The organism is Pseudosulfitobacter pseudonitzschiae (genome assembly GCF_002222635.1).
Taxonomy (GTDB): Bacteria; Pseudomonadota; Alphaproteobacteria; order Rhodobacterales; family Rhodobacteraceae; genus Pseudosulfitobacter; species Pseudosulfitobacter pseudonitzschiae_A.
On record NZ_CP022418.1, the window covers coordinates 60,693 to 83,670 of the forward strand.

20 protein-coding genes are annotated in these 22,978 nt (G+C 61.6%); 10 read left to right on the top strand and 10 right to left on the bottom strand.

The window, feature by feature from the left end; genetic code table 11:
* Positions 1–11: 11 nt before the first annotated feature.
* Positions 12–224 carry an SDR family oxidoreductase gene (locus SULPSESMR1_RS25890; protein WP_349813535.1) on the top strand — a complete coding sequence of 71 codons (213 nt, stop codon included), beginning with the start codon at positions 12–14 and terminating at the stop codon, positions 222–224.
* 22 nt (positions 225–246) lie between these two features.
* Here the strand turns inward: SULPSESMR1_RS25890 and SULPSESMR1_RS21165 are convergent, their stop codons facing one another.
* The 9 genes from SULPSESMR1_RS21165 to SULPSESMR1_RS21205 form a co-directional block, all read right to left on the bottom strand.
* Positions 247–1,011, bottom strand: coding sequence for a GntR family transcriptional regulator (locus SULPSESMR1_RS21165; RefSeq protein ID WP_162791869.1), 765 nt, complete (start codon positions 1,009–1,011; stop codon positions 247–249).
* 37 nt (positions 1,012–1,048) lie between these two features.
* Positions 1,049–2,071: a Gfo/Idh/MocA family protein gene (locus SULPSESMR1_RS21170; protein WP_162791870.1), complete on the bottom strand. Its 1,023-nt coding sequence runs from the start codon at positions 2,069–2,071 to the stop codon at positions 1,049–1,051.
* Positions 2,068–2,814 carry an SDR family oxidoreductase gene (locus SULPSESMR1_RS21175; protein WP_089423243.1) on the bottom strand — a complete coding sequence of 249 codons (747 nt, stop codon included), beginning with the start codon at positions 2,812–2,814 and terminating at the stop codon, positions 2,068–2,070. Before SULPSESMR1_RS21175 ends, SULPSESMR1_RS21170 begins: the two co-directional genes overlap by 4 nt.
* 10 nt (positions 2,815–2,824) lie before the next feature.
* Complete coding sequence (locus tag SULPSESMR1_RS21180; RefSeq protein ID WP_089423058.1) at positions 2,825–4,138, bottom strand: TRAP transporter large permease; 1,314 nt, start codon at positions 4,136–4,138, stop codon at positions 2,825–2,827.
* A gap of 3 nt (positions 4,139–4,141) precedes the next feature.
* On the bottom strand, positions 4,142–4,564 hold the full coding sequence (locus SULPSESMR1_RS21185; protein WP_157729082.1) for a TRAP transporter small permease subunit: 423 nt from the start codon (positions 4,562–4,564) through the stop codon (positions 4,142–4,144).
* Positions 4,565–4,716: 152 nt separating this feature from the next.
* Positions 4,717–5,715 carry a TRAP transporter substrate-binding protein gene (locus SULPSESMR1_RS21190; protein ID WP_089423060.1) on the bottom strand — a complete coding sequence of 333 codons (999 nt, stop codon included), beginning with the start codon at positions 5,713–5,715 and terminating at the stop codon, positions 4,717–4,719.
* Positions 5,716–5,762: 47 nt separating this feature from the next.
* A complete protein-coding gene (locus SULPSESMR1_RS21195) occupies positions 5,763–7,451 on the bottom strand; it encodes a hydantoinase B/oxoprolinase family protein (protein ID WP_089423061.1) in 1,689 nt (562 codons plus the stop codon).
* Positions 7,444–9,498, bottom strand: a complete 2,055-nt coding sequence (locus SULPSESMR1_RS21200; protein ID WP_089423062.1) for a hydantoinase/oxoprolinase family protein — start codon at positions 9,496–9,498, stop codon at positions 7,444–7,446. The genes SULPSESMR1_RS21195 and SULPSESMR1_RS21200 overlap by 8 nt, the downstream gene beginning before the upstream one ends.
* Before the next feature lie 245 nt (positions 9,499–9,743).
* The gene (locus SULPSESMR1_RS21205) at positions 9,744–10,592 is read right to left on the bottom strand and encodes a LysR family transcriptional regulator (RefSeq protein ID WP_089423063.1); all 849 of its coding nucleotides are present in this window, start codon (positions 10,590–10,592) and stop codon (positions 9,744–9,746) included.
* Between the two features lie 120 nt (positions 10,593–10,712).
* On the opposite strand from SULPSESMR1_RS21205, the gene SULPSESMR1_RS21210 reads away from it, so the two are divergent.
* From SULPSESMR1_RS21210 to SULPSESMR1_RS21230, 5 genes are all read left to right on the top strand, one after another.
* On the top strand, positions 10,713–11,954 hold the full coding sequence (locus tag SULPSESMR1_RS21210; protein WP_089423064.1) for an FAD-dependent oxidoreductase: 1,242 nt from the start codon (positions 10,713–10,715) through the stop codon (positions 11,952–11,954).
* A 10-nt stretch (positions 11,955–11,964) separates the two neighbouring features.
* Positions 11,965–12,225, top strand: coding sequence for a sarcosine oxidase subunit delta (locus SULPSESMR1_RS21215; protein WP_089423065.1), 261 nt, complete (start codon positions 11,965–11,967; stop codon positions 12,223–12,225).
* Positions 12,218–15,079 carry a 2Fe-2S iron-sulfur cluster-binding protein gene (locus tag SULPSESMR1_RS21220; RefSeq protein ID WP_089423066.1) on the top strand — a complete coding sequence of 954 codons (2,862 nt, stop codon included), beginning with the start codon at positions 12,218–12,220 and terminating at the stop codon, positions 15,077–15,079. The genes SULPSESMR1_RS21215 and SULPSESMR1_RS21220 overlap by 8 nt, the downstream gene beginning before the upstream one ends.
* A gap of 1 nt (position 15,080) precedes the next feature.
* A complete protein-coding gene (locus SULPSESMR1_RS25110) occupies positions 15,081–15,662 on the top strand; it encodes a hypothetical protein (protein ID WP_157729083.1) in 582 nt (193 codons plus the stop codon).
* A 937-nt stretch (positions 15,663–16,599) separates the two neighbouring features.
* Complete coding sequence (locus tag SULPSESMR1_RS21230) at positions 16,600–17,571, top strand: prolyl oligopeptidase family serine peptidase (RefSeq protein ID WP_089423068.1); 972 nt, start codon at positions 16,600–16,602, stop codon at positions 17,569–17,571.
* Positions 17,572–17,576: 5 nt separating this feature from the next.
* On the opposite strand, the gene SULPSESMR1_RS21235 is transcribed toward SULPSESMR1_RS21230, so the two are convergent.
* Positions 17,577–18,605, bottom strand: a complete 1,029-nt coding sequence (locus tag SULPSESMR1_RS21235) for a GlxA family transcriptional regulator (RefSeq protein ID WP_089423244.1) — start codon at positions 18,603–18,605, stop codon at positions 17,577–17,579.
* A 295-nt stretch (positions 18,606–18,900) separates the two neighbouring features.
* Here SULPSESMR1_RS21235 and dctP point away from each other — a divergent pair, with 295 nt between their 5' ends.
* The 4 genes from dctP (at position 18,901) to SULPSESMR1_RS21255 (ending at position 22,976) form a co-directional block, all read left to right on the top strand.
* Entirely contained in the window at positions 18,901–19,908 is a 1,008-nt protein-coding gene (gene dctP / locus SULPSESMR1_RS21240) for a TRAP transporter substrate-binding protein DctP (protein ID WP_205387952.1), read from the top strand.
* Positions 19,909–20,142: 234 nt separating this feature from the next.
* Positions 20,143–20,658: a TRAP transporter small permease gene (locus SULPSESMR1_RS21245; protein WP_089423069.1), complete on the top strand. Its 516-nt coding sequence runs from the start codon at positions 20,143–20,145 to the stop codon at positions 20,656–20,658.
* A 6-nt stretch (positions 20,659–20,664) separates the two neighbouring features.
* Positions 20,665–21,963 carry a TRAP transporter large permease gene (locus SULPSESMR1_RS21250; RefSeq protein ID WP_089423070.1) on the top strand — a complete coding sequence of 433 codons (1,299 nt, stop codon included), beginning with the start codon at positions 20,665–20,667 and terminating at the stop codon, positions 21,961–21,963.
* A 95-nt stretch (positions 21,964–22,058) separates the two neighbouring features.
* Positions 22,059–22,976 carry a dihydrodipicolinate synthase family protein gene (locus SULPSESMR1_RS21255; protein WP_089423071.1) on the top strand — a complete coding sequence of 306 codons (918 nt, stop codon included), beginning with the start codon at positions 22,059–22,061 and terminating at the stop codon, positions 22,974–22,976.
* The last annotated feature ends 2 nt before the right edge of the window (positions 22,977–22,978 follow it).

Here is a 22,978-nt window from a genome sequence, read left to right on the forward strand (position 1 = left end):
GACAACCGGGAATGCGGTGGCTCCGGTGCCGGTGGACACGCCGATGGTGCTTGACGAAGGATCGTCCGGCCTGGGCGGCACAGATCCCGGCAAGACGCTATGCCAAACCCGAGGAGGTCGCCGCGGCGATTCAGTTTCTGGCCTCGGAGGATGCGGGGTATGTCAACGGGCACGTTCTGAACGTTGACGGAGGGTTCATGGCGTCGGGTGTTCTGATCCGCTGAAGGCGGCGCGACCTGAACCAGATCAGTGCGCGCTGTTCTTGCCGTTGCCCGGCAGTTGTGACAGATCCCAGCTGTCCAGCGTGAGGTCTTCCTGCGCGATGAAATCGGCGGTCTGGCCGAACAGCACTTCGATCACTCGCTTCTTTGTCAGTTGGAAGTGCTCCACGGCAGTTGCATCGGCTGCGGCGACGTCTTGGGCCTCGATTGCCTCGTAAATGCAGCGGTGCTGGCGGATGGTCTCGGCGAGGTGGTCCGATAGGTCGGTGGTTTCCGGGCTCCGGCCCGACAATTCGACCTTGCTGAAACTGGCGCGCGACAGGCGGATTGTTCCGAGCAGGGCCTGCTCGTAGAAATCCGAGATGTAGCGGTTGTCAGCGGCGGTTGCGATGGCCTTGTGGAAGGCGGCGTTGACCTCTGAGCGCTCCACCCCATTGCCGGTGGAGGCAAGGTCCTCGAACCGTTCCATCTCGTCCGAGATGGCTTTCAAGTCTCGCGTGGTGCGGTTTAGCGCTGCCTGCCGATGAACGAGGCGGCTTGAAATCAGAAGCGCGTCGTAGAGTTTGGGGATGTCGTCAAAATCAAGTGGAGCGACTTTGGCCTTTCGGCCTTCGCGCACCACGAGTCCGTCCGCAATGAGCTGGATGATGGCTTCGCGGATGGGCGTGCGCGACACCTTCAGGCGATCGCCGAGTTCGGCCTCGTCTAGCAGAACGCCGGGCCGTAGGTCCAGCCGCAGGATGGCATCCCGCAGCGTGCGGGCGACCTTGGCACCATCGCGTTCTGACATGCGCTTGTCTCCTGTCCTGCCGAACTTCATGACAGCGTTAGGGTGCAACTTGGGTCGTGTCCAGCACAGCGGCCTGCGGTGGAGCGAGAACATCCGTCCAGGTTCCGCCGTCGCGGGCAGATTTTCCGATGGCTTCCATGGCTGCCACGCCAGCGAGCGCCTGCATACGGGTCACGGGGTAGGGCGCGCCGCCACGGATGGCCGATGAAAAATTCGCGAGTTCTGCGGCCAGCGTGTCGATTACCTCAAAGCTGGCCTCGCATGGGGCGCCGGTGAGTGCGGAAGTGATCAGGCGGGTCTGGTCGGGCATCTGTGCCCATCCTTTCGAACCAAAGGCATGGAGCCGCCAGAACGGGCCAGTGGCCATCAGGGTCGAGAGGATGCCGGTTGCACCGGAGGCGAAATCGAGGTGCACGGTTGTTGTGTCATCGAGCTGGCTTGTCACGGCGAGGCGGCGACTGAGGACCGAAACGCGCGCGACCGGGCCCAAGAGTGCGATCATTGCATCCAGAACGTGGATGCCCATGGCCGCCATTCCGCCCGCCGGGTTTTCCTCGGAGGAGCCGCGCCACATATCATTGCTGTAGTCGTAGCCAAATGGTCCGCAGAAGCTGCTCTCGACGTGGAGCGGCCTGCCGATGTCGCCGCACTCCACCATCGTTGCAAGGCGCTGGAAGGCGGGCAACTGGCGGCGGTTGAACCCGACGGCGAGTTGCACACCCGCCGCTTCGCAGGCATCGAAGGCCGTGGCTGCGTCGCTGACGGTGAGGGCCAGTGGCTTCTCTACGAAAACGTGCCGTCCGGCGGCAGCTGCGATCCGCACCTGGGCGGCGTGCTGGCTGTGCGGGGTGGCCAGAACCACCGCGTCAACTTCTTTAAGTAGGATGTTCAGGTCAGGCTGCAGGACGAGGTCATGTCGGGTGCAGAATTTGGCGGCCTTGTCGGGATTCCGGGTGGTGGCATGGGTAAAGCGAAGCGGCCCGCCGCGCGCCGCTTCGACGAGGTTGCGCCCCCAGCGGCCCAGCCCGACGATGGCTGCGGTGACGGCTGCCCCGTTCACAGTCTCGCTCCCCCGTCGATCACGACGTGGCTGCCTGTCATGTAGGCCGAGGCATCGGATGCGAGATAGACTGCCAGTTCGGCGATCTCGGCAGGCGTGCCCATCCGCCCGACAGGCTGGCACGACGAGAAGGCGGCGCGCGCGGCATGCGGATCTTCCATAGCTTTGATGCGCTGTGTCATCGAGGGGGTCTCCACCCCCGACGGACAGATGGCGTTGCAGCGTATGCCCACGCTTGCATAATCCAACGCAGCTGAGCTTGTCATGCCGAGTACCGCCGCCTTGGTGGCCCCGTACGCAAAGCGCTGTGGCGCTCCGCCGATGGAGGAGATGACCGACGCCATGTTGATGATCGCGCCGCCGCCTCCTGCTTTCATCAAGGGTACTGCGGCCTGCATCATCAAGAATACCGAGGTGACGTTTACCGAGAGCGCGCGCTCCCAGTCGGCCATAGAGCACTCTGTCAGCGTGCCGACGGTGACGATGCCCGCACAGTTGAACTGCACGTCAAGCCGGGGCAGGGCGGTGTGGAATGCCGCCACTGCCTTTGGGTCGGTGATGTCGAGGGTGTGAGGCGTGATGCCTTGGGCTTCAGCGGCCAAGCTTGCCAGCCCTAAGGCGTCGCGGTCGAGCGCGTGCACTTCGGCGCCCTCCATGGCGTAGGCTAGGGCTGTTTCGCGCCCGATGCCTGCGGCAGCGCCAGAGACAATGCAGAGCTTTCCGTCGAGACGGGAGTGAGACATCAAGGACATCCTATTTGGAGTAGAGCTGATCGGGCAGCCAGAGCACGATCTCTGGCCAAACGGTGATGCAGAGCACGCCCACGCACATCAACAGGAAGAAGGGCGAGGCCGCCACGATGATGCGAGTAATGCTGGTGCGGGTGAGATCTTGCAGAATGAAGAGGTTGAAGCCAATCGGTGGCGTGATCTGGGCCAGTTCGATCATCAAGATGAGGAAGATGCCGAACCAGATCGGGTCGAAGCCGGCAGCCATGATGAGCGGCAGTGTGATTGGCAAGCTCATCACTGTCATCGACACCCCTTCGAGGAACATTCCCAGCACGATGTAGAGCAGCGTCAGCAGGGCGATCAGGGCGAAGGGGGAGAGGTCGAACTGGGAGATGGCGGCGGAGATGTCTTGCGGAACATGCATGAAGCCCATCGCGGTGGACATGAAGGCGGCCGAGATCATGATCGCGCTGATCATGCAGCTCGTGTGCACTGAGGCAAACAGGCTTTCGCGGAAGACCTTGCGGTTCATCTGGCCGGTAACGGCGGTGTAGGCCATGGTTACGCCCACCCCGACGGCGGCGGTTTCGGACGGTGTCGCAATGCCAGAATAGATGGCCCCAAGCACCAGCGTGATGAGGAGGCCAATCGGCATCAGGTCCACGACGCCGCGCAACATGTCGCCCGCAGTCGGGCGCTCCCCTTCGGCGGGGGCGACGCTCGGAAAAAGGAGGCTGACAATCATGATATAGGTCGAGTAGAAACCAGCGATCATGATGCCCGGCAAGATACCCGCCGCGAATAGCCGCGCGATGGAGACCTCGGCGATGACGCCGTAGACGATCATGATGATCGAGGGCGGGATGAGCAGCCCGAGGCTGCCAGCGCCTGCCAGCGAGCCATAGGTCAGCGCCTTCTGGTAGCCGCGCCGCTCAAGCTCGGGAACGGTGATCTTTCCGACGGTCGCCGTGGTAGCCGCGCTGGAGCCGCAGATCGCGGCGAAGATCGCTGAACCGGCGATGTTGGTATGCAGCAAGCGGCCCGGGAGATGGTAGGTCAGCGGCGAGAGACCACGGAATAGGCGGGTTGAGATGTCCGTTCGCAGAATAATCTCGCCCATCCAGACGAACATGGGGATCGCCGACAGCTCCCACCCTGTGGAACTGCGGATCATGATCGGTCCGAGGATTGTACCGATCCGGGCGAGTGGCATGTCGATGAACACGGCCAGACCAACGATGCTCACCAGCAGTAGACCCGAGAAAACCCATACTCCCAGACCGAGGAAAAGGATGATGAGGCCGAGCACCCCGGCGGCGACATATAGGCTTTCCATCGGTCAGTCTCCTTCGACCGCGTCATCGGGCACGCCATCAAAGAGGGCGTCCAGTGCACTGGAGAAGATTTGCAGGAGCAGGAAGACCAGACCGGTGAAGATGGCGGCGTCGATATACCAGGTTGGCGTTTCCATCAGGGTCGGGCTCACCGAGCCGCGGGTGAAGTCGCGGCTGAGAATGGCCCAGATGTTATTTGCGACGAAGGCGAATATGGCGAACGTGACGGTCAAGCAGAACAGCTCCACGGTGACGGCTAATTTCGGGCCCGGCAGGGCGCGGATCAGGCTGACGCGGACGTGCTTTCGCGACTTGAGAGTGTGGGCAATCGAGAGATAGGTCATCGCACCCATCGCGTAGCCGGTGAATTCGCTCATAGAACTTGTGGAGCTGTTGAAGAAGCTGCGCAGGATGATCTCGAGGTTCACGTGGAGGACCATGTAGATCAGTAGCCCGGCGGAAACCCAGATCCCGACGTTCGAACAGCATTCCGATAGAGCAGTAACGCCGCGTCTAACCATGCAAGTCACTCCTTTTCCCTCGTGAATGGAAAGGGCACCCAAAGGTGCCCTCATTCGGTTCACTTGCCTTGCTTGCGGCGATACTCGTCGAGCAGGGCCTGGCCGGTTTCACCGGTCTTTTCGAGCCAGCCAGTATAGACAGCTTCGCCAGCCTCAACGAGCGCCGCGCGGAATTCAGGCGAGACGCTCTCGGTGATCTCGACACCGTTGGCCCGCATGTCCTCAAAGTTCTTCTCCACGCGCTTCCCGAGTTCGGCCCAGGCGACGTCGCTGGCGATCTGTGCGGCTTCCATCACGATCTGCTTCTGCTCATCGGTGAGGCTATCATAGACGTCCTTGTTCATGTGGGTCATGTTCAGCGCCATCGAGTAGTTCACCGCGGTGAAATTGCTCAAGAATTCCCAGAACTTGACGCTCACGCCGCCGTCGGCCGAGGTGAGAACGGCGTTGATCGCGCCGGAGGCGAGCTGCGGCACGGTGTCGGCCCAGCTGATCTGCACCGCATTAGCGCCGGCGTTGCTCATGGTTTGCACGCCGCTCGGATCCCATGCGCGGATCTTGAGCGCGGCCAGTTCTTCCTGCGTGGTGATCGGGTTGTTGGCCCAGATACCCGACGGCGGCCAGGGTGTGGCCCAGAGCAGCACCTGGTTGTGCTTTTCGAAGACCGCTTCGTATTCGGGTCGTGCCACCTCGAAGAGCAGCTTGGCGTCGGCATCGGAACCGGCGATGAAGGGCAGGGAGGAAAGTAGGAAGATCGGCTCGATCCCGGCGACAGCGCCCATCACGGTATCGGCTATCTGGATGGCACCATCGCCGACCGCGTCGAACTGATCGACCGACTTGTAGCCGATCGAACCGTCGTAATGCGCGGTGATCTTGATCGTACCACCCGAAAGCTCGTCGACGGCCTTGATGAAGGCTTCGTCGCCCACACCCATGATAGAGGACTGGCCGTATTCATTGGCCAGATCCCACGAAATCTCCTGCGCACTGGCTGGCAGTGCCGGTGCGCAGGCGAGCACTGTGGCGAGCAGGAACGCTGTTGCCTTCATATTCATAGTTTACTCTCCATTTTGTTGGTTGGGTTATTGGTCGTTGCGCGGGGTTAGGGGTAGTTTCGTTTGATGAAGCCTTCCGTGAACTTTCCGGACAACTGGTCTTCCTCAAGCGCAGCGGCGCTGCGTTCTGCGGGCGGGCCGTACCCGCCTGCACCGGGGGTCTCGATGACCACGCGGGAGGCGGGGGTGAGCTTGATCCCGGAGGCTTTGGGCGGCAGCGCACGGGGTTGGTCACCCTCGGTTTCGATGGCAAAGGAGCCGGTGCCGCCGGGCTGGCCGCCGAACACGCCCCAGGGCGCGTTGCGGAACCGCTCGCCGACACCGTTGAACTCGCAGATATGTCCCACGGGCCGCAGGATGCGCCGGATGCCCATGCCGCCCCGGTGCCGTCCGGCGCCGCCGCTGTCTTCTACCAGCGCGTAGCCTTCGACGCGCAGCGGATATTCCTGCTCGATGGCTTCGACCGGCAGGTTGGAGGTGTTGGTGATGTTCACTTGCACCCCGTCTTTGCCGTCGTGGGTCGCCCGCGCGCCCATGCCGCCGCCCAGGGTTTCGAGGTAAACGTATTGCTTGCCGTTGCGCGGGTCGATCCCGGCGAAGACGGCGGAGGTGTTGGCGCCGTTTGTGGCGCCGATCACACGGTCGGGTAGAGCCTCGGCAAGTGCGCCGATCACCACGTCGACGATGCGTTGGCAGGTGTTGGCCCGCATGGCGACGGCGGCCGGAAAGACGCAGTTGACGAGCGTGCCCTCAGGCGCGGTGATCTCGATGGCGTCGAAGATGCCGTGGTTGTTGGGGACCTCAGGGTCGAGCAGCGCCTTGAGCGCAAAGCAGACTGCCGACTGGGTGGCGTTGAAGGTGCAATTGAAGTTGCCGACCATCTGCGGATCGGTGCCGGTGAAGTCGAAGGCAATTGCCTCGCCCGCCTTGCGGATCACCAGGTTGATAAGGATGTCCTCGGTGCCCGCCCCGTCGTCGTCCATGACATCGGAGAAGGCATATTGGCCGTCAGGCAGCGTTGCGATGGCCGCCTGCATCCGCATCCGCGTGCGCTCGATGATGTTGTCAAAGGTGCGGCTGAGGGCCGGAGCGCCGATGTTGGACATGATCTCCTCCACCCGGCGGCGGCCAAGGTGGGCGGCGGCGATCTGGGCGTTGAGATCGCCCAGCCGCTCTTCAGGTAGGCGCATGTTGAGCAGCAGGAGGCGCTGCATGTCCTCTACCAACTCGCCGCGGCGGTAGAGCCGGACGATGGGGATGCGCAAGCCTTCCTTGTAGATCTCGTCAAGCCCGCCCGTCATGGATCCGACCGCCGCTCCGCCGACGTCGGCGTGGTGAACGATGTTGGCGACGAAGCCGATGACGGTTTCGCCGTCGAAGATCGGTGCGGCGAGGTTGATGTCGGGCAGGTGGGTGCCACCGGCGACATGAGGATCGTTTCCGATGAAGATGTCGCCCGGCGCAAGCGTGTCGCCGTACTGGTCGAGGATGTAGGTCATCAGCCCGGCCATCGAGGCGAGGTGGATCGGCAGAGCATTCTCGGCCTGCACCACCAGCCGCCCGGACGCGTCGGCGATGGCGGTGGAGTGATCGTGCCGCTCCTTGATGTTGGTGGAGAAGGCACTGCGCATGATCGTCAGGAAGCATTCGTCGGCGACCGACTTCAGGCCGTTCCAGGTGATCTCCAGCTCAATCGGGTCGATCTCGGGTGCGGGGTAATCGATGTCATCAGGCATTGCCAAGCTCCATCAGCAGGTTGAGCGCCTTGTCGACCGTCACCGCGGCCCCGGGGGGCACCACTGTCGTCGAGTCGAGCTGGGTGATGATTGCGGGGCCATCGAGCCGGGTGCCGATGGGCAGGGTGGTGCGGTCGTAGATCGGCGTTTCGACCGGCGCTGCCTCCTCAAACCAGACCTGGGTGCGCTCGATCGGTGCGCCCAGGTTGGCAGGTCCGGCCAGGTCGGTGGCGCCTTGCACGAGTCGGGCGACACCCTTGGCGCGGATGTTGACGATCTCGATGGGCGCGTCGGGGTCGGCGTGGCCGTAGGCGCGCATGTGCTCGGCGAGGAAGGCTGCCTTGAGGGTCTCCACATTGCCCGGCTCTTTGGAGACCTCGACCGGCAGTTCGTAGTTCTGGCCGACGTAGCGCATGTCGAACGACAGGACGACGCGGCCCTCCTCGGCACCTTCGGCCTCAGTGTCCAGCCAGAAGCGTGCGTCCTGCGAGAGCTGCTCGACCACCTGTCGAATGCCGGAAACATCCCCGTCCAGCCGGGTACGAAGGGTGGCCACGAAGTTTTCCTGAAGCTCGGCCTCCAGGAGCCCGTCGGCGCAGAGAATGCCGGGTGCGCGGGGCACCAGGATGCGACGGATGCCGAGAGATTTGGCCACGTCGGCAGCGTGCAGCCCGCCCGCACCGCCGAAGGGCATGAGCGCGAATTCGCGGGGATCATGCCCCTTTTCGGTTGAGACGGCGCGGATGGCGCGGGTCATGTTGGAGGTAGCGATCCCGGCGATGCCGAGCGCGGCCTTGACCGGGGAGACCCCGAGCTTGGCGGCAATCTCGGTGATGACCGCCTCGGCCTTCGCCGGGTCGATGGTGAGGCCACCACCGGCAAGCGACAGCGGCAGGCGGCCGAGGTAGACGTTGGCATCGGTAACGGTCGGTTCGGTGCCGCCTTTGCTGTAACAGGCCGGGCCGGGCACGGCGCCCGCGCTCTCCGGCCCCACGCGCATCAGCCCGTCCGGGGCTACCTGCGCGATGGAACCGCCGCCCGCGCCGACGGTGTGGATGTCGACCATGGGCAGGCGGATGCGAAAGCCCGCGATTTCCCGGACATGGGCGATTTCCGTCTTGCCATCGCGGATGAGGCAAACGTCGGTTGAGGTGCCGCCAATATCCAGCGTGATGATGTTTCCGATACCGGAGGCCGCGCCTGCGGCAGTAGCCCCAACGGCGCCCGCGGCGGGGCCGGAGAGGGCGGTGCGCACCGGAAATTGCGCCGCCTTATCGACCGACATCAGCCCGCCGGAAGACTGGAAGATGCCGAAGCGCGCCCGCGGCGCGGCGCGGCCAACGGCGGCCTGAAGCCGGTCCATGTAGCGGCTGACCTCGGGCTGAAGGAAGGCGTTAATAAGGGCGGTGCTGAAGCGCTCATACTCCCGAAACTCTGGTTGTACCTCGGAAGAGACGGAGACGTAGAGGTCTGGCAGGGCCTGTTTGACGGCGCTTGCAATGCGCTGCTCATGATCGGGGTTGGCGAAGGAAAAGAGCAGGCAAATAGCGAGGCTCTGGATGTCGGGCAGTTCCGACAGTTCGTCCATGAGCCGCTCGATGGACGCGTCAGTGAGCTGGGTGAGCACTAAGCCATCGGGGCCGATGCGCTCCTCGATTTCGAGGCGCGACTGACGATCGGCGAGCGGTGGCGGGGCGTCGGCCTGGAGGTCGTAGATCGAGGGGCGCACCTGGCGGCCGATCTCCAGCAGGTCGCGGAAACCACGCGTCGTGACCACCCCGACCTTGGCGCCCTTGCGCTGGAGCAGGGCATTGGTTGCGACGGTTGTGCCATGGGCAAAGCGGCTCACGTCATCGCCCGAGATCCCGATCTTTTCCTGCAATTCGCGGAAGCCTTCGAGGATTGCCTCAGAAGGGTCATGCGGGGTGGACGGCCGTTTGTGGACGGCAAATGCGCCTGTGGCGGTGTTGCGGGCCGCGAAGTCAGTGAACGTCCCCCCGACATCGACCCCGATGATCCAGCCGCCCTTCGTTTCTTGATCAAACATGCGCCGAAAACTCTCTGGTTCTTGTTTCGAGTTTCAGCATCCAGTTTGGATACATAAAAGCAAGGGGCTTGTCGGAAATTCTAACTGACGTCGACCAAGCGCTTGAAAATCAGGCAAACTCGGTGGGATGTTCCGGGAAGATGCTGTGGGAAACAACACCGGTGAATCGGGACGCGGGGGGTGCATCGTGCCAGAAATGGACGCAGCGGGAGGCGTCGAGGTCGGCCGATTCGTCGGCTCGAGGGTCAGCGCCCGGAGCTGGATAGGCGTGCCGTCAGCCAGTCGGTGAAATATGTGGCGGCGCTACTGGTACGCCGCGCTGGATTACGCTGGAGCATCAACACATGGCCGAGGTCGACCGGAGCGGAGGCCGCCAGTTCATCCGCCGCGACAAGAGAGTGTGTGTAGGGCGCATAAACGACCGCGTGGCCAAGGCCCTGACTGGCGAGATGCATGGCGGTATCCGCGGTGTCGACGCGGCAGGGCGGCAGGGCGGTGGTCGGGGCATCCTCGGCGGCGGCGCGCCAGAGATCCCAAAGAGGAAACTTGCCCTGCACCTCGATCCGCCGCGGTGCGGGTGTGGCGCGCGTCGTCGCGACGCGCACTACAGGTGCAGGCGCTAGCCGGATGGCGTCTCTGGGCAGCAGGGCGTCTTCTGCAAAGCCTATGGACAGGTCGGCGAGGTCGAGGTTGGGGTCGGTCCAGATTGAGCTGTTCAGGCGCAGTCCGATGTCGGGGTGCGCGGCGGTGAACGCGGGCAGAAGCGGTGTGAGCCAGCGATTGAGAAAGGAAATCGGCGCCGAGACCGTCACCGCCTGCTCGGGCTTGCGCCCCGTCAGCCCGCGGGTGGCAGCGTCCATCACGTCGAGCGCTTGGGTAATGCCGGGCAGGTAGGCTGCCCCGGCGGAACTGAGCTCGAGCCCGTTGGCCTTGCGATGAAAGAGCGGCCGCCCGAAGTGCTGTTCGAGCCCCCGAATCCGTTGGGAGATCGCCGCCTGGGTACAGTTCAATTCTTCGCTGGCGCGGGTGAAGTTTAGGTGTCGAGCGGCGGCCTCAAAGGCTTGCAGATAGGTCAGGTGAGGAAGGTCGCGCATGGGATGCTCTTCGCTTGGATTTTGGAGGCATAACAGAACTGGTGCCTGACGGCAAAGATTGCTTTCTTGCGATATCGGGCGGGCTGGAGCTTCCTATGAGCTAACACAAGGAGCCAGCCAATGCCGTTCGAACTGCTCAGATACGGGTTGAGAAAGGGCCACAAGCCCTACCGGGACATTCCCGCCACGCCGGATCTGAAGCCGCATTACGATGTCGTCATCATCGGCGGCGGCGGTCATGGGCTGGCGGCGGCCTATTACCTGTCGAACAAGCATGGCATCCGCTCGGTCGCGGTGTTGGAAAAGGGCTACCTCGCCGGAGGAAACACCGCGCGCAACACCACGACGGTGCGCTCCAACTACCTCACCGCCGAGTCGATCCGCTTCTACAAGGAGGGGGTGACGCTCTTCGAGGAAATGAGCCACGAGCTCGGCTTCAACATCATGTTTTCGCAGCGCGGGCAGCTCACGCTGGCCCATTCCGACGCGACTATGCGAAGCTTTCATCTGCGGGCCGAGATGGGCAAGCTGGCTGGCACCCGGATCGAGGTAGTGGACCAGCAGATTGTCCGCGAGCTCTGCCCGCATCTGAACATGGACGAGGGCGGCCAGCACGAGGTGATGGGAGGGCTCTGGCACGCCGATGGAGGTACCGCGCGGCATGACGCCGTGGCCTGGGGGTATGCCAAGCGGGCGGCCGAGAAGGGAGTGGAGATCCACCAGCGCACCACGGTCACCGGCATCCACGCCAAGGGTGGCAAGGTGACGGAGGTGGTGACCGACCGGGGGACGATCCGCGCGGGCCAGGTGATTCAGGCCGCCGGCGGGCTGAATGGCCAGATCGCGGCGCTGGCGGGCATCGACCTGCCGATCCGCTGCTTTCCGCTTCAGGCGATGGTGACGCAGCCGCTCAAGCCGTTTCTCGACATCCTGACCTCATCGGCCAACCTGCACACCTATCTTGTGCAGTCCTCGCGCGGCGAAATCGTGATCGGCGGCGGCTCGGACCCCTACCAGCTTGCCTCCACCCGCTCGACCTTCGACCAGAAGGAGCACCTCGCCCATGGCGCGCTGCGCCTATTTCCGTTCCTGCACAACGTCAAACTGCTGCGTCAATGGGCGGGCATCACAGACATGACGCCCGATTACAGCCCGATCATGGGGGCCTCGCCGCTCACGAACTACTGGCTCGACACCGGCTGGGGCACCTGGGGATTCAAGGCGACGCCGGTGGCCGGGAAATACCTCGCCGAGTGCGTAGCCACCGGGCGGACGCCTGACATTCTAAAGCCCTTTGCTCTGGAGCGGTTCGAGAACTTCGCTCTGCTCAACGAAATGGGCGCAACGGCGGCGAGCCATTGAGGAGAGGCACATGAAACAACTGACCTGCCCGTTAAACGGGCTGCGCGACATCTCGGAGTTCCAGTACCTTGGGCCGAAGCGCTGCACCGATTCTGAAAATGCCGAGACTGTGGTACGCCACGTCTTCTTTCACGAAAACTCGATTGGCCCGATGGTCGAATGGTGGCGTCACCGGCCCACCAACACGGTGTTCCTCGCCGAGCGCCATACCGAGACAGATCAAATCATCCGCACATGGCTCCCCGAGGGGCTGGAGGACACCCATGCCTGAGCAAACCCGCCTTCCCGCCCCCTGGGGCACGAGGGTCGACCGCACTACGCCGATCGCCTTCAGCTTCGACGGCACGGCATTGTCCGGCCTGCGCGGCGATACCGTCGCCAGCGCCATGCTGGCACATGGGCGCTGGGTGCTGTCGCGCTCGTTCAAGTATCACCGCCCGCGAGGACCTCTGACGATGTGCGGGCAGGATAGCAACACTCTCGTGCAGATCGGCAGCGAGCCGAACGTCCGCGCTGATCGCCGCGTGCTGAGCGAGGGCCTAAAGGTCACCGCGCAGAACACCTCGCACAGTGCCGAACTTGATCGGGGCAGCCTTCTGGACCGGTTAGGGCGTTTTCTGCCGGTCGGGTTTTACTACCGCACATTCTTCGGGCCGACCCGAAACAGCTGGTTGAAGCTCTGGGAGCCGGTCATCCGCAAGTCGGCGGGCCTCGGCGTGGTCGATACCATGCAGGGGCACGGGCACTATCGTAAGAAGAATCTCCAGTGCGACGTGCTGGTGGTTGGCGCCGGGCTAGCGGGCTGTGCGGCAGCGCGGGTTGCGGCTGACGCCGGTGCAGGAGTGATCGTCGTAGATGCCGAGCCCGAAACGGGCGGCGCGTTGACATATGGCCGAGGGCAGGAAGGCCGGCTGGCCGCGACGAGGGCGGCGTTGGACCACCCATCGATCCGAGTGCTGACCGGGGCCACCTGCAACGGTTGGTATGCCGACAACTTCCTGCCGGTGATACAGGGCGACATGCTCTACCGCGTTCGCGCGGGCCAAATCGTAGTGGCCAGTGGCACGCAGGAGCAGCCGCTGGTGTTTCGTAACAACGACCTGCCGGGCATTGTCACCTCCGCTGCGACCCAACGGCTGATGCGGCTTTATGCCGTGAAGCCGGGCGCGCGAGCAGTTGTCTTTGCCGGAACGCCGCACGGGATCGACGCCGCGCATGACCTGCTTGATGCTGGGGTGGAGTTGGCCGCCTTGCTGCTGCCTGCCGGCAACGACGGGCTGGCTGACCGCGCCGCGCCGCTGGCTGCGCGCGGCGTGCGGGTGATCAGGGCTGCACGGATCGTGGCGGGTCAGGGGACGCGGGGCAACCACCGCCTGCGTGCGCTGGAGATCGAAATGCCGGAGGGCCGCGAGTCGCTGGCCTGCGATGTCGCCGCGATCGACGCGGGCGCGACCCCCGGCTATCAGCTTCCGCTCCACGCTGGAGCGAAGCTGAGCTTTGACGATGCGCGGCAGGCCTTCACCCTGTCAGGCTATCCCGAGGCCATGCATCTCGCCGGGGGTGTCGCCGGAGTGTTCACGCCAGACGCAGTGCGCCTGAGTGGCGCGCGGGCCGGGGCGGCGGCGGCCCGCGCGCTGGGTCATGAGGCCTCGATGCCCGACGCGCTGGAAGACCCAGAGGCCGCGTTGCACCGCACCTACCCGGTGCCTGCACCGGACAAGGCTGGGCGCGATTTTGTCGATCTCGACGAGGATCTCCAGGTCAAGGACATCGTCAACGCTGTGGCCGATGGCTACAGCGAGCTGGAACTGGTGAAGCGTTACTCCACCGTCGGCATGGGCCCCTCGCAGGGTCGCCACTCTGCGCTTCAGACTGCGAGGATCGTGGCCGGGGAGACCGGGCGCAGCGTGGGGCAGATCGGCGTGACCACGGCTCGACCACCATTCGGCCCGGAGAAGCTGGGCGTACTGGCTGGGCCGTCGCGCACACCCGAGCGCCTGACTGCGCTGGACGCGGCGCACCGGGCGGAAAGCGCGAAGATGACACCGGTCGGCGCCTGGTGGCGACCGCTCTACTACGGCGCCGGGGACATGCAGGAAACCATTGCCCGTGAGGTGCGCAGCGTACGCGAAGACGTCGCCATGCTCGATGTGTCGACGCTGGGCAAGCTCGCCGTGCGCGGGCCCGACGCCGCCGCCTTCCTCGACCGGATCTACACCATGGCGCACGCGAAGCAACCCGTGGGGCGGGTGCGCTACTGCCTGATGCTCAACGAGATGGGCTCGGTGGTGGATGACGGTGTGGCCTACCGGCGCGCGGATGACGACTTTTACGTCACCGCTACCACCGGCGCGGTCGACCGGGTTTTTTCGGACATGTCGTGGTGGAAAACCCAGTGGCGCATGGAAGTCGACATCCAGAATGTCACTGCCGCCTTCTCGGGTATCAACGTCACCGGCCCGCGTGCCCGCGAGGTATTGCAGCGGCTTGAGGGCGACGTGGCGCTGGATCAGGAGTCGTTCGGCTTTCTCGAAGGTCGTGAGGGAGTAATCGCAGGCTGCCCGGTGCGGGTCATGCGGATCGGCTTCACGGGTGAACTAAGCTACGAGCTGCACACGCCCTCCAGCTATGCCCCGGCACTCTGGGAGGCCTTGCGTGCCGCAGGTGTCGCGCCTTACGGGCTGGAAGCCTCGCGGGTGCTAAGACTGGAAAAAGGGCACATCATCATCGGTCAGGACACAGATGCTTTGAGCACGCCGGACGAGCTCGACATGGACTGGGCGCTGTCGAAGAAGAAACCATACTACCTTGGCAAGCCGGCGGTGGAATACCGCCGAAGCAAAGGCATGAATCGAAAACTCTGCCGCTTCGAAACGCCGCTCGCCCTGTTTGGGGAGATCGGGGAATCGTGCCTTGTCATGAAGGACGGAAAGGCCGTGGGGCATGTGACCTCGGTTCTGCCGTCAGGCACCGTGGAAAGTCTGATCGGCCTCGCCTATGCGGCGCCTGAAGACGTGGTGGCAGGCGGCGAGATAACGATCCGCGGCAGAAGTGGGCGGCTGGTCAGCGTCAGCCTGGCTGGTCATGCCTTCTACGACCCCGAAAACACACGTCAGGATGGATAAGATGAGCTTTGCCCCCGATCCCGCTCTGCGCCGCTTTCCTTCTGCACCGGCAGTCTCAGCCAATCTGCAAGGCGCAAGACGCATCACCGACCTCACCCACCGCTCCCGGATGGGCCTTCGCGGGCGAGGTACGTCGGCATGGTGCGCGGCGCACGGCCTACCCTTTCCCGAGTCAATCAATAGTGTCGTCCGGCACGACGGGCTACGTATCGCACGGCTAGGTTCGCTTGAACTGCTCGTGCTCTTCGAGAGCGATAAGGCGCTGCCCGCCGGATTTGCCGAATTGCCTGCCGGGGTCTATTCGGGCTACCGCGAAGAAAGTTGGGCCTGGTTCCGGTTCGAGGGGGCGGGCGCACTCGACGTGCTGTCGAGCTGCACCTCTACCGACCTGATGCCGAGCGGGGTGCTACCGGGCGAGCGAGTTGTACAGACGCGGTTCGCCGGGCTGGATGCGGTGATCATTCTGACCGGCGAGGGGGACGGCGTGGTTGCAGATGTCTTTGCCGACATTGCGTCACATGGCTACCTGCTGCGGGTCTTCGAGGAGTGCTGCCCGGAGTTCGGGCTGGTCAAGCCCGCCTGAATGGTGCCCATTCAGAACAGCAGGCTGATCCGCTCCACCACCGTTTGATACTGCAAAAAGTCCTGCGTCTCATGTGCAACCTGCGTCGCCGCCGCCGAGCGAGGCGTGGCCAAGCAGGCGGCGCACTAGCCGGTGGAGGGAAGCTCGATATCCATTCTAAGGATGGTGAGCTTGCCCTCCGCCAACTCGTGGTAGATTCCGGCTGAGTGCAGAATGACACCTAGACCTCTTGCATGTTTCTCCCCAACTTACCCACACCTCACTAACAAACGTATTTCTCAGGCGGTGGTCTGCCGCCACCGATTGATCCTTTCCGTATGTTAGTGCATGGTCGGTTTGCACCGCTCTCAACTTTGGACCGCCGGAAGTTGGAGTTTTCGGCTCTTTTACGATAACGGGCTGGTGACGCTATCGGGATAATGCATGGCAATCGGAACGTTGTATCCGATAGCACTGTGGGGTCTTTCTTCGTTGTAGAATTGAACATCAGAACACCCACGTTATCGACCGGCGTGAAGTTCTTTATCGATGGCACCCTTGATTTGGTCGTTCGGTTTATGTCCATGAGGTGATCGACAAGCCCGGCGATTCAGTGTTTCGATGCAGTCGCAATGGCAGCCGATCGGACCGGTCTTTGGAAGTCCCTGTATGGATGTTTGAGCGGACCGCATGTGCCGCCTGGTCGATGGCACGGGAATTTGGGATCAGCCGAGACTGAAGTGGTCCCAGAAAACAGAGCAGTCAGCTAAGGTGTATCCTAAACCTTTGACGGGATACGAGAATGGCAAAGCGCCGGAGTTTTGCAGATCAGTTTAAGGCCAAGGTGGCGTTAGAAGCGCTCCGCGTTCGTAGACTTGTGCGCATCTGGTCCGCAGTACATATATGCAATTGTTAGCCTTAACAGCTTAAAGTCTACAATCGGGACAGGGAGTTCGCCATGCTTGCGGGAAAATCGAAACTGATTGCGGTCGCCGCAATAGTTCTTGTTGGCGGCGCGGGGTACGGGGTCTGGGACCGATACGGAGCTGCTTCCGGTTTTGGCGGTGGCGTTAACAAGAGCGAAGATGCCGCGCTTCAAACCATGATTGTCGACGTGCTGCCGAAATTCCGGCAATTCGAATACACGGATGCCGAAACCGGGCTGACAGTTCCCTATAACCTGTTTGTGCCTGACAGCCATGACGGGGCGAAACCATTGCCGCTGGTCTATTTCATTGCCGATTCCAGTGTGTCTGGCCAGGATGTGACGGCGCCCCTGTCGCAGGGATACGGCGGGCTGATCTGGGCGACTGACGCGGATCAGGAGAAACACCCAAGTATGGTGCTTGTGCCGGAATTCCCCGAAGTTATTCTCGATGATCACGGCAGCTATTCAATGACGGATTATGTCGAACTGGCCGCCCGGCTGGTTGAAACCGTCGCACACGAGCAAGGGGCGGATATGGACCGGCTTTATGCCACTGGTCAGTCGATGGGTGGCATGACGCTGTTGTATCTCAGCGCGAAATATCCCGATCTGTTCGCTGCGCAAATGTTTGTGTCAAGCCAATGGGACATCACCACGCTGGCCGGGTTGGGGGATGCAACGTTCTTTTATGTTGTGGCTGCGGGCGATGCAAAAGCGTCAGCTGGACAACAAGAGCTGTATGACCTGCTGACCATCAACGGGGCCGATATTTCGCGGGCGACTGACTGGGATGCAAACTGGGACGATGCCACGATGAACGCCGCAGTCGATGCTCTGCTGGACGAAGGCAACCGGATTAACTTTGCCATGTTCGCCGAAGGCACCGTGATGCCCGAAGGGGTGGCCACACCGCAAGGCAGCGGAGAGCATATGTATTCCTTCGATCCCGCCTATAGTATTTCGGCCATTCGCGACTGGCTGTTTGCCCAGTCGAAATCATAAGACACTCAGGCCCGATCCTTGTTCAGATGAAACCGATAGGCAGAGGGTGAAATGCCAAACCTTCTGCTGTAGGTTTTTGAGAAATGGGTGCCTGGCTGGAACCCGCAGGCCGTGGCCACCTCAGTCACGCTGAGATCGCTGTTCGAGAACAGTTGCCGCGCCCGGTCCAACCTGATGTTCCGATAGACCTGCATGGGTGATTCATTGAATATCAGTCGAAACTGACGCTCGATCTGGCGCCGGGAATAGCCGACATCGTCGGCCAGTTGTTCCAGTGTCCGCGGTTCTTCGATGCTCTTGTGCATTTCGCGGACCACATTGATGACGCGCGGGTTTCTTGAACTGATCGCCATCGCAAACGACGAACGCTGTTCGTCCGGTGGTTCCCCGCCGCCTGCGCGCAGGCACATTTCGGAAACCATGATCGCGAATTCCTTGCCATAATCGCGCTCGATCACCCACAGCATCATTTCGACCGCTGCCGCCCCGCCGCCACAGGTCAGCAGATCGCCATCGGTCTCGAACCGGCGGCTCGAGGGCGACAGGTCATGAAATGTTTCGGCAAAGCCCGGCTGGTTTTCCCAGTGCAGGGTGAATCGTCGCCGCCCCAGCAGACCGGCCTGCGCCAGCGTAACCGCCCCGGTACATATCCCGCCCAGTCCGCCGCCAAACCGCTGATGGCGCCGCAGGCGTGCCAATGTCTTGTCCGAGGCGCCCGCCGTCCCCAGATTGCCCGAGCATACCAGAAGATGCGAGTCCTGTGACAGGTCGTCGATGGACCCGCGCACCGCAATATCAACGCCGGAAGAGGATCTGACGGATTGGCCGTCTTCCGAAAGAATATCCCATTTGTACAAGGGCTTTTGCGACAACTGATTTGCAATACGCAAGGGTTCCAGCGCCGAGCTGAACGCAAGAAGCGTGAAGTTTGGCAACAGCAAGAAGCTGAACCGTTTTTCCGGTTTCGATTCAGCAACAGGGAAAAAGAGCGCACCAACCGGCACGAGGTTTTCACTGGAACTCTTGTTTGTCATCTGGCTGTCTGGCGTCATCATTGGTTTCCCGTTCCGGGCGCAGCTATATCAAGTTATGCGCCATCATCGCAATATTCGGGTGTGTATTGAAAGCCCTTGCGCAAAGCGCAGGTAACAACGGCCAGCGCTGAAATTTTGTTTCCGGCACAGGCACATCCGGGCGCATTAGGTAATGCTTATGCCGGGGCGATGAATATTCTCGTTTGCGCGACCTCCTCCCGCCATCAATGGTTGGCCGACAGGGCAGTACAATCTGCCCATTGCCACAAATCAAGGTTCAGGGGAGGACTTCAAGGTGAAATTATTCAGCGTTTCCGCAATCGCATTGGCCGCAGCGATGCTTGTTCCGTTTACGGCGCAGGCCAGCGACAAGAAATACAAACTTGTACTGACCAGTGAAGCCGGCGACCGTGAATCGGTTCTTGGCGGCGCACTGCGGGACTGGGCATCGCGAATCGAAGAGAGTTCGGACGGGCGTATCCGTGTGAACGTGTTCTATCAGGGCGAACTGGGCGGCCAGCAGGAGCTGTTCGACCAACTCGTCAAGGGCAACGTCCACATGATGATCACCTGGCCGCAAACCTCTTATGACCAGCGGATCGGCGCGAACTACATTCCCTATCTCGTGATGGGTTGGGAGGACGCCATTGAATCGTTCGGGCGCGAAGGCTGGGTGCGTGATGTGCTTGAACCGATCTATCAGGACATCGGCCTGAAATATTTCGGCCCGTTCCCCGAGGGTTTCGGCGGTATCGCCACCAAGGGCCGCTATGCCACCAGCTATGAAGAGGCGCAGGGCCTGAAGGTGCGGTCGCAACCGATCTTCCCGCTGCCGCAGACCCTTCAGGCGATGGGTTTTCAGGCGGTTCCAATCGACTGGGCCGAAGTTTATACATCGATCCAGACCGGCGTTGTGGATGGCGATTCATCCAATGTCATTTACTGGGATTATGAATATTTCCGCGACCAGCTCGATTACTTCGTTCAGTCGTCGCATAACTTTTCGTCCTATTCGCTGCTGATGAACAGCGGCACATGGGAAGAAATGGATGACGAAGACCGCGGTATCATTGATTCGGCTGCCATCGCCGTGATCGACCAGCAGTTCGAGAATGCCAAGGCCGAAGACGACAAATGGATCGCCGCAGCACAAGAGGCGGGCATGGAATACATCGTTCCCACCCCCGAGCAAAAAGCGGCTTGGGTCGAACGTGTCCGCGCCGAAGTCTGGCCACAGGCCGAAGAGGCGCTGGGTAAGGAAATCATGGATGTGGTGCGTGCCAACGCATCTGTTCCTGAATAAATCTGCGAAAAACTGTCAGGGCGGGCCGCGTTCCGGCGGCCCGTTGCAGGCTGCCACAAGGATGCGGGTGGTTTCCGGACTGCCCGGCAGTCGTGGAAAGCTCTTGATTCAAAAACATAAAAACCAAACCTGCCCCTCATCAATCTGAACCACTGCCAATAATCGGGGCGGGAACCATTCCGGGACAGGCTGTGCACGGCACGGCCCGTCTTTGAACAAGGGAGAACTTGTATAATGCACATACTGGGAAAAATTGATGCGCTGCTTGTGCGCGTCATCCATCCGGTCCTGATTGTGATCGGGCTGGCCGTCGCCCTGATGCTGGTCATCGGAATCCTGACACGGATGTTCGGGGCACCCGTCTTTGGTCTGGAAGAAATCATGCTGCTTGCGATCATGTGGTTTTACATGCTGGGTGCCGCGCTGGCATCGCGCGAACGCTCGCACCTGTCTGCCGACTTTGTGCGCGTTATCTCGAAAAACCCAAAGGTCTGGCGGGTTGCGGCACTGATTTCCACCGCAATATCGCTGGTTATCGCGGTGCTGTTCAGCACCTGGGCCTGGGCGTTATTTTCCTTTGGCCTGGAGCGTGGCCAGTCCACGCCGGTTTTCGGGATTCCGTGGTGGATTTCTCAATCCAGCCTTTTCGTCGCCTCGGTGTTGTTCATCGTCTACCTGGTGCGCGACCTGATCCATGAGATCCGCGGCGATGACTGGCAGTCCGGCGATCCTGCCGCAGAAGTGGAGTAATCTGAAATGGGTGCACTTATTGCAATTATCGCCGTCGTGGTGCTGATGATGATCGGGGTTCCGGTTGTCTTCTCGTTCGCCACCATGACGCTTATCCTGTCGATCGCCTATGACGTTGATATTTCGTCGTTGATGACAACCGGCTTCTGGTCCGTAAATTCGGTGATCCTGGTGGCGCTGCCGCTTTTTGTGATGACCGGATACCTGATGCAATCGGGTGGAATTGCCCGGCGTCTGGTCGAATTCGTCGAGGCACTGGTCGGGCGTTCACGCATCGGCATGGGTACGTCGATGGTGGTAACCTGCGGTATCTTCGGGGCGATTTCGGGCACTGCGTCGGCGGCTGTGGCGTCTGTCGGTTCCATCATGATCGACCCGATGGAAAAACACGGCTATGCGCGCGGCTATACCAGCGCGCTTTTGGGTATTTCGTCGCTTTTGGGTCTGTTGATCCCACCGTCGATCACGATGATCCTGTATGCAGTCGTGACAAGACAGTCGGTTGCAGCCTGCTTTCTGGCGACCGTTGGTCCCGGTATCCTGCTGATGATCTTTCTTTCGCTTCTCAACCGCCTGCATGTCAGCCGGAAACTGGGTGGGGACACCGAGAAAGCACCGTGGGGGCAGCGTCTGTCTGAATCCGCTTCGGCGGGCTGGCGGGCCATTCCGGCCCTGTTGCTGCCGGTTATCATTCTGGGCGGGATCTACGGCGGTTTTGCCACGCCGACCGAGGCCGCGGCCATCTCGGTGGCACTGGCCATTCCCATCGGATTGTTCGTTTACCGCGAGCAGACGTTGCGCGGGATCGGCGAGGCTGTGATCAATGCCGCGACCACAACCGGCGTTATCATGATCATTCTGGTCTTTTCGTTCGTCGCCAGCCGGATTCTCACGCTGGAACGGGTGCCGCAGGATTTGACCGACCTGCTTCTGGGTACATTCTCGAACCCGCTGCTTATTCTTCTGGTTGTGAACATCTTTCTGATCCTCATGGGAATGATCATGGACGATGTCAGCGTGATTGCGATCATCAGCCCGCTGATGGTGCCGGTCATGGCCGAGATCGGCGTTGACCCGATCCACTTTGCGGCAATCATCGGAACCAGCATTGTCATCGGGGCGAACAGCCCGCCGATGGCGCCGATCCTGTTCATGGCCTGTCGCGTTGGCAGGGTCGGGATGTCGGAAGTAATCTCGCCCGCGTTCTACTTCATGGCGTTTGCGGCATTTCCGGTCATGCTTATCACGACATACTATTCACCGCTGGCGTTGTTTTTGCCCCGACTTCTTGGATTTATCCAGTAGCGGAAAATTCTTGTCGTGCGCCCGCAAAAGAGGCGCACGACATTACGATGCACGCCTGCCACACTCTGACACAACATCGCTAATGGAAACACGCAATGACATTCAGGTTCACACTTGAGGGGATCTATACGCCCATCGTGACCCCGTTCGAAGACGACGGTGCCGTCAATTTTGATGCACTGGCCGATATTGTCGAGCATCTGGTCGAAAACGGCGTTCACGGGATCATATCCGGTGGTTCAACCGCCGAGAATTATACCCAGACCGTCGAAGAGCGGCTGGAACTGGCGCGCTTTATCAAGGACCGGCTGAACGGGCGCTTGCCGTTGATCGTGGGCACTGGCGCCATGCGAACCCCGGATTCGGTCGCGCTGGCGCAGGGCGCGCGCGATATGGGTGCCGATGCGCTTTTGCTGGGCACGCCGCCCTATTCGGTCCCGACCGAACGTGAAAATGCGCTGAATGCGCTGGCCATCGACCGCGCGGCCGATCTGCCGATCATCTTGTACAACTATCCCGGCCGGATGGGGGTGCATATGGGCGAGGAATTTCTCGATCACGTCTGCCGCTCGCGCAATGTCATCGGGATCAAGGAAAGCTCGGGCGACATAAACCGTGTACACCTTCTGGCGCGCGACTATCCGCATATCCAGATGTCGTGCGGTATGGACGATCAGGCATTGGAATTCTTTGCATGGGGCGCGCGTAGCTGGATTTGCGCCGGTTCGAACTTTCTGCCCGAGGAACATGTTTTCCTGTATGAAACCTGTGCCGTGAACAGCGATTTTGCCAAGGGGCGCCGGATCATGTCCGCCATGATGCCGCTGATGCGTGTTCTCGAACAGGGCGGCAAGTTCATCCAGTGTGTCAAGCACGGCACGGAAATGGCGGGCCTGCGCACAGGGCCGATGCGCCCGCCGCTGCGCGGTCTGAACAAGGATGACAAGCGCCAGCTTGAGCAGGTTGTCAGCACACTCAAAATCACCATTGCGGCCATCAAGGCGGAGAATTGATC

What these genes read in the sequence shown, in the direction of transcription:
- SULPSESMR1_RS25890 (WP_349813535.1), top strand. Translation starts at nt 12, where the DNA reads ATGCGGTGGCTCCGGTGCCGGTGGACACGCCGATGGTGCTTGACGAAG.
- SULPSESMR1_RS21165 (WP_162791869.1), bottom strand. Translation starts at nt 1,011, where the DNA reads ATGTCAGAACGCGATGGTGCCAAGGTCGCCCGCACGCTGCGGGATGCC.
- SULPSESMR1_RS21175 (WP_089423243.1), bottom strand. Translation starts at nt 2,814, where the DNA reads ATGTCTCACTCCCGTCTCGACGGAAAGCTCTGCATTGTCTCTGGCGCT.
- SULPSESMR1_RS21180 (WP_089423058.1), bottom strand. Translation starts at nt 4,138, where the DNA reads ATGGAAAGCCTATATGTCGCCGCCGGGGTGCTCGGCCTCATCATCCTT.
- SULPSESMR1_RS21190 (WP_089423060.1), bottom strand. Translation starts at nt 5,715, where the DNA reads ATGAATATGAAGGCAACAGCGTTCCTGCTCGCCACAGTGCTCGCCTGC.
- SULPSESMR1_RS21195 (WP_089423061.1), bottom strand. Translation starts at nt 7,451, where the DNA reads ATGCCTGATGACATCGATTACCCCGCACCCGAGATCGACCCGATTGAG.
- SULPSESMR1_RS21200 (WP_089423062.1), bottom strand. Translation starts at nt 9,498, where the DNA reads ATGTTTGATCAAGAAACGAAGGGCGGCTGGATCATCGGGGTCGATGTC.
- SULPSESMR1_RS21205 (WP_089423063.1), bottom strand. Translation starts at nt 10,592, where the DNA reads ATGCGCGACCTTCCTCACCTGACCTATCTGCAAGCCTTTGAGGCCGCC.
- SULPSESMR1_RS21210 (WP_089423064.1), top strand. Translation starts at nt 10,713, where the DNA reads ATGCCGTTCGAACTGCTCAGATACGGGTTGAGAAAGGGCCACAAGCCC.
- SULPSESMR1_RS21215 (WP_089423065.1), top strand. Translation starts at nt 11,965, where the DNA reads ATGAAACAACTGACCTGCCCGTTAAACGGGCTGCGCGACATCTCGGAG.
- SULPSESMR1_RS21220 (WP_089423066.1), top strand. Translation starts at nt 12,218, where the DNA reads ATGCCTGAGCAAACCCGCCTTCCCGCCCCCTGGGGCACGAGGGTCGAC.
- SULPSESMR1_RS25110 (WP_157729083.1), top strand. Translation starts at nt 15,081, where the DNA reads ATGAGCTTTGCCCCCGATCCCGCTCTGCGCCGCTTTCCTTCTGCACCG.
- SULPSESMR1_RS21230 (WP_089423068.1), top strand. Translation starts at nt 16,600, where the DNA reads ATGCTTGCGGGAAAATCGAAACTGATTGCGGTCGCCGCAATAGTTCTT.
- SULPSESMR1_RS21235 (WP_089423244.1), bottom strand. Translation starts at nt 18,605, where the DNA reads ATGACAAACAAGAGTTCCAGTGAAAACCTCGTGCCGGTTGGTGCGCTC.
- SULPSESMR1_RS21245 (WP_089423069.1), top strand. Translation starts at nt 20,143, where the DNA reads ATGCACATACTGGGAAAAATTGATGCGCTGCTTGTGCGCGTCATCCAT.
- SULPSESMR1_RS21250 (WP_089423070.1), top strand. Translation starts at nt 20,665, where the DNA reads ATGGGTGCACTTATTGCAATTATCGCCGTCGTGGTGCTGATGATGATC.
- SULPSESMR1_RS21255 (WP_089423071.1), top strand. Translation starts at nt 22,059, where the DNA reads ATGACATTCAGGTTCACACTTGAGGGGATCTATACGCCCATCGTGACC.